Genomic DNA, 8,399 nt, shown 5'->3' with positions numbered 1-8,399 from the left:
CGTTGAAATCAGCAGGATTCATTGCCCTCACCTTTACATCACTATTGGGACGCTCCATGCCCTGCTACGCATCTTGATCTCTTAAGGTTCAGCCTGAATCACTTCCGTGGCCTGGACAACGACATCCTCGCCCCCGTGATCGTCACCGGCTACACGGCCGGCCGAACCCACAAGCTGACCCTGGGGCAGAAGGAAGCCGACCAAGTTCTGGCCGTCGAACGCGCTCCGGTTGAGCACGGCTTCGCCCATCTCAAGAACTGGTGAATCCTCACCAAGCTCCGCACCGATCCCGCCCACGCCTCCCAGCTCCTGCGAGCCCTGCTCGTCCTGACGAACCTCGAAGTCAACCGCTGACGGATGATCTTCACCGTGGACTTCCGCCCACGACCAGCATGAGCACCCCGAGCACCAGCCACACCAGCCCTTTGACCAGCAACTTCAAGTTGGTGGAGGCTCAGTGACCTGCACTCGCCAACCGCCTGACGACATCGTGGAGTTGGACGGCCATGACGGTGGTCGGGTCGTCGGCCGGGCCCAGGCGTACCGCGTCCAGGAGAGCAACCCAGGAGGTGCGGCCGGACTCCAGGGCCGCGACGAAGGAGTAGGGCCAGCCGGGCACCAACTGGTCCGAGCTTCGGTCGCCGCGTCCATAGACATGACAGAAGAGCCGGTCGCCGCTGGTGGGAGCGTCGGGTCGCAGCCAGTGCGACACGTCCACGGCGAGCACGATCCGCCCGTCGGCCGCCTTTGGCAGCGGCAGGCCCGCCAGTACGCGGCGCAACCGTGTCGGCTCCAGCCAGCCACGGTCCAGCGCCGCGTACAGCGCACCGTGCCCGCGCCGGTGCTCGACCGCCAAGAAGAGCTCGACCAGGGTTTTCACCGGCCCGTCCGCGCACAGCACCGCATCGGTGAGCTCGAAGAGCGCGTCCGCCCGCTTGTAGAGACACTCATAGAACTCGACCCGAAAGCGGGACAACAGACCCAATGCCTCGATTCCGGGCACACCGACAGGCAGACTCATGGGCAGCGGCCGTTCTCTCGTGCTTCGTTACTCGACATCTCGAAGCGTGGAGAACAGCCGCCTCCGCCTCCGCTGTCCCGTGAAGAACCGCAGGTCAGCAGGACGAGTGACCCGCGAGGTTAAACGCCAAGCTCAGAGGACCTCGCCCACTGTGTCGGGGCGTGGGAGGGCCGTGTGAACGAGCAGGCTCCCCGAACGCAAGACCTGAACCGAGGCGGCCAGGTCTTGCTGAAGAAGCGGAAGGGCCGTACAACGCAGGGGCCCGTCCCCGGCCGGTGTCCGGAGGACGGGCCAGTGTCGTGTACGCGGGCTGGTCAGCGTGGTCAGAAGCTGACGTCGATGTAGTCGATGTCGTTGAGTTCGACTTCGAGGTGGTCGGCGCGGCGGCCGCCGTCTTTGAAGTAGATCTCCTGGAGTCCTTCGGCGACGATGGCACGCATTTCTGTGTCGCTGGCGCCGTGGCGTTGTGCGTCGAAGAGTCTGCCTGCGTACTCCGGTGGGAGGTGGATGGTGAGGCGGCGGTAGCGGCCGTCGTCGGTGCTGCCGACGGGGGCGGTGTAGCCGAAGCGGGCGCGGGTTTCGATGGTGATTCCGCCGGTGGTGGCGGCCTGTTTGCGGGCGCGGTTGCGGACGCGGGGCTGCCAGCGGGCGCGTACGGCGGCGTCGATGCGGGTGGCGACGTCCTGGGGCGGGTTCTTGCGCTCGCCCTTGATGTAGCGCTCCACCGACCGCTGGCTGACGCTGATCTCGGCCGCGACGGCGCGGGTAGTGCCGAGCCGTCGCATCAGAAAGCCGATCCGCCCCTTGAGGGTTTTGGGCGGGTCCTGCGTGAACGCCTCTTGCCCGGCGCGTTCGAGGGCGTCGTCGATGTCTCCCACGAGGGTCATTCTCCTTCGTCGTGGGTGGCGTCGTGGCCGTCGCCCTTGATGTGGCGGGCGGGGTTGTGTCCCTGTTCCATCAGGTCGACCGCCCACGCCATCGGCTGGACGCCTTCGACCTTGCACAGTCCGGGGGTGGCGCCGATGCGGAAGACGCCGGGCAGGGGCTTGCCGGAAATGCTGTAGGGCAGGAAGTCCAGCGGGCTGCGGCCGGGGGAGGGGTAGACGACGCAGTCGGAGAGCACGGCGAGCGGGTACAGGCCCGTCGTGGCCGCCATGTTGGCCATCTTGCGGTGCATGGTGACGCGGGCCTTGCTGATGACGGCGGCGCGGATGTCGGGCCGCCAGGTGGGCCGCTCGAGCGCCGGCCACCGCTCACCGTCGCGGTAGTGCCGTCCCTGAGGCCGCTCGCGCAGCTTGCCCACCCCGCCCTTCACGGTCGCTTTCACCGCGGCGAGGACGGCGGCCATCGCCGGGTCGTTGTCCTTGTGGTGTTCCATCGCGGCGAGGAACTCCGTGCCGTCCAGGCCCGCCGGCACTCCGAGGTCGGCCATGGTGTCGACGTAGGCGCTCTTGAGCCGGTCGTGCCACGGGTCGAGGAACGCGCCCGTCTCGTGCCTGAGGTAGGCCTCGATCGGGGTGACGTTGTAGCCGAGTTCCTGGGCGTAGGCGACGGTGCGGGTCTCGTACCAGGCGGCTTCGGTGGGCCGGGCGCCCGTCGGTGTGAACGGTGAGGGCAGGCGCGGGTCTACCTCCACATGGCTCAGGTCGACGAGCCAGCAGCCGGGAAGCTTCGGGCTGAACATCGGGCGGATGTGGTGCTGGGGGGCGGACAGCCCGACCGTGAGCCGGGCGGCCGCGGCGAGGAACGCCGTGTTCACGTCCAGCCCGACCGCCCACGGCAGCGCTGCTTCCTCACCGGTGAGGAGATCAACGTCCCGCACCCACTGGTAGGCCTCCTCATCCAGGAAACCGCCCTCCCAGCCCTGCGCGGCGGGGTGTTCGGCCGGGGCCTCGGGCGGGGCCGGGTCGACAGGGGCGGTGCCGAGTGAGCCGGGGTTGTACCCGGACACCCAGCCGCCGGTGGCGGCGTCACGCACGGCCCGCGTCGGCGGGCGCAGGGCGGTCATCAGCTCCAGCCCGGACACCGCGGTCGACCCGCGCGGGGTGAGGACCCGCTGCGCGTACACCCCGAGCACGCGGGCGAGTTCGGCCGGCGCCATTCCCTCCCCCCCGGGCCACGCCCGCGCGTCGAACGCGTCCCACGGCACCACGGCCAGCTGGACACACTGGCGCTCGCCGCCCTTCGCCGGACGGTAGACACGCGCCCACGGCCCGAACCCGCGCTGGGTGAGCTTCCACTTCGCCCGGGTGAGCTGCTTGAGCACGGGGTGCCCGTCCTCCAGGCGCAGGGCGCGGCGGTCCTCCAGGCGCTCGGGCAGACCGAGCCGCACGGCAGCCTCGCGGGTGAGGACCACCAGCGGATCGGCGTCCTTGCCGTGGCGGTGAAGCCGGGACGCGCCGAGTCCTGACTCACGCAACGTCCACTCGACCAGCTCGGGGATCGTCCTCGCCGGACAGTCCAGGACGATTCCGCCGATGCAGTAGGCGGTGCCGTCGCCGTCCAGCACGGCCAGCGGGCCGTGAGGGAAGCGCGGATCGACGGCTGGCGCGGCGGCCTTCTTCGCCGCCGGACGCCGGGACGACGTCGCCGGGCGCTTTGCCGTAGGGGTGGGCACGGCCGGGGCGGCAGAAGTCTGGACCGGCGCAGCGGTCTCCGCCTCCTCCGGGGCGGCCGGGACGGTGAGCGTCTCGGGCACCTCCGGCTGCGGCGCGGCGGCCGGGGCCGGGGCGGGCGCGGCGGGAGCTCCGCTGGCAGACTTCGGGTACTTCGCCGCCCACCCCTCCAACAGGCGCTGGTACGCTTCCAGGCGCGGCGGCCGCGGCTCGCTGCGCCCGTTCTCCCAGTTCTTCACCGTCTGGGGTGTCGTCTTCAGCACCTGCGCCAGCCGCGCTTGAGTGATCCCGGCCTCTTCCCGCAGTCGCGCCCGCTCTGCCGGGGACGGGAGCTGCGGTTCTTCCGCAAGCAGCGCGTCAACGGACGCGAACAGCTCTTCCTGACTCGCCATGAGTGGCCCACCTCCAGCACCCACACTATCAAATCTTATCCCTGGATTTAGCCTTTTCGCTTAACCTTCGCGAAGCTATTTCAGGGAGGGTGGGGTGACGTCTCGCCGAACCGCCCGACGCTCGAACAGCAGCGAGGGGCGGCGCATCCCCAAAATGCGCCGCCCCTCGCCGCCTGCCCGGCCCCTCCCCAGACAGGAGAAACCGGCGTCCGCAGACTACGCGGGCCGCCTCAAGCCCCCGCCCACTCCAGTCCGAACCCGGCGAGTGCGGCGAGCCGTTCAGCGGTGAGCTTTCCCCGCCTGGAACGGCTGTTCGAGAGAAATACCCCCAGTCTCACCGGGTGCTCGACACCGTCAACCACCACGGTCTCAACGTGGTCTCTCGGTACCGTGACAGAGCCTGTACGGGCCTTGTACTGCGCCAGGGCCGCAACCCCCCGCTCGAACGCGTCAGAACCGCCCCGGCGGGCCTTCCCAGCCGTCTCGGACTGCGCGGGCCGCGGAGCGAACCCGAGCCGCTCCAGCCGCTCGCGCTGGCCGTCCATCAGCCCGTGCCACACCGCGTGCTCCTGCTGCCGCGCGGCCCACCGCCCCACATCAAGCCCGTGGACCGTGGTCCCCGGCAGGATCTGCGTGTCCTGCTCGTCGCGCAGCAGCTCCCGCACCGCCGCGTAGTGCCGCTGCCACTCGGCCGGCCACGCCGGGTTCCAGTCCGGATCGATCTCCGCCAGCGCGGCCGACCGCTCCGGATGCCCCTCCAGCGCCCCCGGCCTCCGCAAATTCGACAACCAGGTACCCAACGGCCTGTCGAGAGCCACGGCCGTACGCGGAGCGCACAACGTCCAGTGCTGCTCGTAGTAGACCCGCGCCGCCGCCAGATTCTCCTGAAACGCCGCGTCCGCGACCGACCACACCATGCCCAGCTGCTCCAGCCGCTCCGCACGCGCAGAGGACAACTGCCCCGCCCCGTACGCCCGCCGCTGTTCCGCCACCCACTGCCCCAGCGGCGCCGCGCCCTCGCGATGGCCGTACGGCACCCTCGCGTCCCCGACCCGCTCGACATACCTCTTTAGTGCCGCCCACCCCCGCGCCCAGTCCTGCCGCTCCGTGTCGATCACGTTGAACGACACCCAGTTCGCGACCATCACCGGATCCCGCGGAGCAGCAAACCGCAACAGCAGCCGCGATTCCTCCTCACCATCCTCAGGCGGAGTACCGATATCCATCGACGGCTGGACAGCCTCCTTCTGCGGCTCCTGAGGAATGGCCAACAGCTCGACAGCCTCCTCATCATGAGCACGCAATCCCTCAAGCACCCGGATCAACGGCCGATACGAACCGGAAGTGAACATGTCCTCAGGCACCTCTCCAGACTTCAGGAAAACCGGAACGATGAGCGAAGCCACCTTCCCCTCACCAGGCTTCTGCCGCAACGCCCGACCGATCGCCTGAACAATGTCATGCGGCGCACCCTTCGGATCAATGAAAGCAACCGAATCCACCGCCCGAATATCAACACCCTCACCGAGAACACGACAATTCGAAAGAACAGCCCGCCGCGCCGTACTCCCAAAACCCGAAAGAACCTCCTGGCGTCGCTCCGGAGCATGCTCACCGGAAAGCCAGTCAGCCCAGATCTTCGACGGATATTTATCAGGCCGACTCGCATAAAGCCGCGCAGCCACCGACCTCAGACCCTCCGCGAAAGCCTGAGACTCCACAGTCCGATGATGAAACGTAATCGTGGTCCGCAAATCATGATCCGCCATCGTCCGCAACAACGCCGCCTGAAGCGCCCCCATCCGCTCCCCCCGCACCTCCTCCTCACGCGCCTCAGGCCCCCGCAGCCGCTCCGGAGTCACCACCGGATCCGTCAGCTCAGCCACGATCACCTGATAACGCGCCAGCAACCCCCGCGACACCGCCGACGCCAAGCTGAGCTTGTACAGCACCGGCCCGAAGATCCCCTCATCATCCATCGACGCCGCGAACTCCCCCGGCAGCGCATCCCGCACACCCTCCCGCACCTCCCAATGCGCCGGCCGCTCCTGCCAAATCCGCGGCGTCGCCGTCAGATACAACCGCCGCGCAGCCGGAATCACATCCTGGTCATGAACCAGGGCCCACTTCTTACCCAGAGAACCGGACGTGCGGTGCGCCTCATCGACCACCACCAAATCCAGCGGATTCAGTTTCTGCCCGTACGCACCCTCGAAAGCCTTGGCCAGGACACCGATACTCGCGTACGTGCCGAAAATGGTCACCGGACCTTTCCCATGCCACAGCGAAAGCCGCACAGGATTCGTCGTCGCCCGAACCCTCAGATTCCACAGATCGGGATCATCCTCCAGCGAACACACCGCCACCGCATCGCCACCGTGGCCCGCACCCCGCCACGCCTTGACCGTCTGCGTGAGCAATTCCAGAGTCGGCACCAGAACAAGAACACGCCCACGAGGAACGAGACGCCTGGCGGACACCGCAGCAATAATGGTCTTCCCCGTGCCGCACGCGGCATGCACCTGCCCACGCAGACCGCCGGACGGGATCCCTCCCGGCGGAACATCCAAGCCGCGAACAATGGCATCAACAGCCTCGATCTGATGGTCTCGCAGTTTCACAGCAACATCCATCTCCCTTTCGCGAAAAGGCGGGACCGACGAGAGGGACATCGGCCGCACCAGCAGCCCCAGGTGACAGCATCTAGACCCAGACTCTACACACTGCATCATACCGAAACATCACGTTCAGACACGTTGACTCGACTAAGTTTGCATGTCGCCTCAACCCGCTCCAGCCAAGAACGCCCTGCACATGCAGACCAACCAGACGCCTTGCACGAGAAGCACCCGCAGCTCCTGAGCATGGCGAGGCCGACCTCGCAGGCGGGCGACTACCCGTGAGCCTTTTCAGAGTGGCCACCGATCGGGGGACGTCGCGTCGGTGGCTCGGACCAGCAAGGACAGCGACTGCCCTGCATGGCGGCCTCGTCAACACGCTCGGGACCCTCACTCCCCATAGGGGTGGCTGAAGAAGCTCCGTCAGTTGCGGGTGCACGACTCCGGCGTTCCTTCGATTCCTCTTGCGGCCAGCCTCGTTCGATCCCTGTCCCTGACATGGTCTGCCGACAACCTCGCAGGAGACAGGCATGAAAGGGTAAGCCGGACATTTTGTGAAAATGTCGGAGTCCTTTCTCCCTGTGTTGAACCCATACCGCCCTTCCATACGTTGCATGCGACAGAGGTTCCTGCCGACTGGATGCAGGGCGATATTGATGTGAAAGAGAATGCAGAGTCTTATGCCTACTGATGATGAAAAAGCACAGAAAGATAATGAACGCCGCGCGCAGCAGAGCAAGAGAATGAAAGAGTGGCATGCCAGCAGGCCTCCTGGGGCGGCCAGCGAGTCTACCCGGCAGTGGAATGCCAGCAGGCCTCCTGGGGCGGCCAGCGAGTCTTCCCGGCTGGGACATGCCAGCAGGCCTCCTGGGGCGGCCAGCGAGTCTGCCCGGCAGTGGAATGCCAGCAGGCCTCCTGGGGCGGCCAGCGAGTCTGCCCGACTGGGGAATGCCAGCAGGCCTCCTGGGGCGGCCAGCGAGTCTACCCGGCAGTGGAATGCCAGCAGGCCTCCTGGGGCGGCCAGCGAGTCTGCCCGACTGGGGCATGCCAATAGGAAGCGTAAGGCTGCTTTGGCTGCTGAGCAGGCGGCGTCTGCCGCAGTAGCATCCGGTTCTTCGGTGCCGGTTTCTTCTCTTGCTTCGAGTGCTTCGCTTCCTGTTCCTGGTGTTTCTCCGGTGGAAGTTCGGAGTGGGAGTCAGATGACGTTGCAGCAGGAAGCGGCTTGGTTTTGGGCTGCTCCGAAGCGTGGTCTTGAGTATGCCCTGGGTGTTCCGCCTGAGGTAGTGGCTCAGGAGAGGAAGGATTTCGCGCGGCTTTCTCGTGAGGAGCAGGCGTCTTGGGTGGCACATGCCGTGAGGAGTCATGAGGCTGCGGCCAGTAGGAAGGTGGCGCTTTACGGTCCCTCGTCTTCCGGTCACGGCCCTACCCGTTAGGCGGCATCCGTTTCTGCTGGCTCGGATACCCACACTTGCATGGGTATCCGAGCCAGATCCTCGAGCAGAATTCGCAGGGCGACGCCAGGCTCCGGTACCCTTTGCTGCCCGTCGGCGAAGCCGGTAGGACGGGAGCGCAGCGGACGCCCCGGATTCCCGCTTGCGGGAATTCCCCTCCCCCCGCTTGCGGGGGGAGGCACGCCCTTAGAATTCCGTTTACGGAATTCATTCCCGCGTTTACGCGGGAATCCGAATTGCGCTTGCGCAATTCTTTCTCTATGCCCCGGCTTGCCGGGGCATTACCCGCGGAGCGGGTAATG

Annotated in this window: 4 protein-coding genes and 1 pseudogene; 1 reads left to right on the top strand and 4 read right to left on the bottom strand. The window is 66.9% G+C overall.

Features of this window, described 5'->3' with window-relative positions; all coding sequences use genetic code 11:
* Nucleotides 1-135: 135 nt before the first annotated feature.
* Complete coding sequence (locus ABT070_RS43640; protein ID WP_351768609.1) at nucleotides 136-264, top strand: hypothetical protein; 129 nt, start codon at nucleotides 136-138, stop codon at nucleotides 262-264.
* Nucleotides 265-460: 196 nt separating this feature from the next.
* Here ABT070_RS43640 and ABT070_RS43635 read toward each other — a convergent pair.
* From ABT070_RS43635 to ABT070_RS43620, 4 genes and pseudogenes are all read right to left on the bottom strand, one after another.
* A pseudogene (locus ABT070_RS43635) lies at nucleotides 461-1,021 on the bottom strand (transposase); the annotation flags it as partial.
* A gap of 323 nt (nucleotides 1,022-1,344) precedes the next feature.
* Entirely contained in the window at nucleotides 1,345-1,899 is a 555-nt protein-coding gene (tpg, locus tag ABT070_RS43630; protein WP_351768654.1) for a telomere-protecting terminal protein Tpg, read from the bottom strand.
* Between the two features lie 5 nt (nucleotides 1,900-1,904).
* The gene (gene tap, locus ABT070_RS43625; RefSeq protein ID WP_351768607.1) at nucleotides 1,905-4,028 is read right to left on the bottom strand and encodes a telomere-associated protein Tap; all 2,124 of its coding nucleotides are present in this window, start codon (nucleotides 4,026-4,028) and stop codon (nucleotides 1,905-1,907) included.
* A 230-nt stretch (nucleotides 4,029-4,258) separates the two neighbouring features.
* Complete coding sequence (locus ABT070_RS43620; protein WP_351768652.1) at nucleotides 4,259-6,661, bottom strand: DEAD/DEAH box helicase; 2,403 nt, start codon at nucleotides 6,659-6,661, stop codon at nucleotides 4,259-4,261.
* Nucleotides 6,662-8,399: the final 1,738 nt, after the last annotated feature.

Origin of the sequence: Streptomyces sp. NPDC002884, assembly GCF_040295245.1 — a bacterium.
Classification (GTDB): domain Bacteria; phylum Actinomycetota; class Actinomycetes; order Streptomycetales; family Streptomycetaceae; genus Streptomyces.
This window is presented reverse-complemented; position numbering and strand designations above follow the sequence as displayed.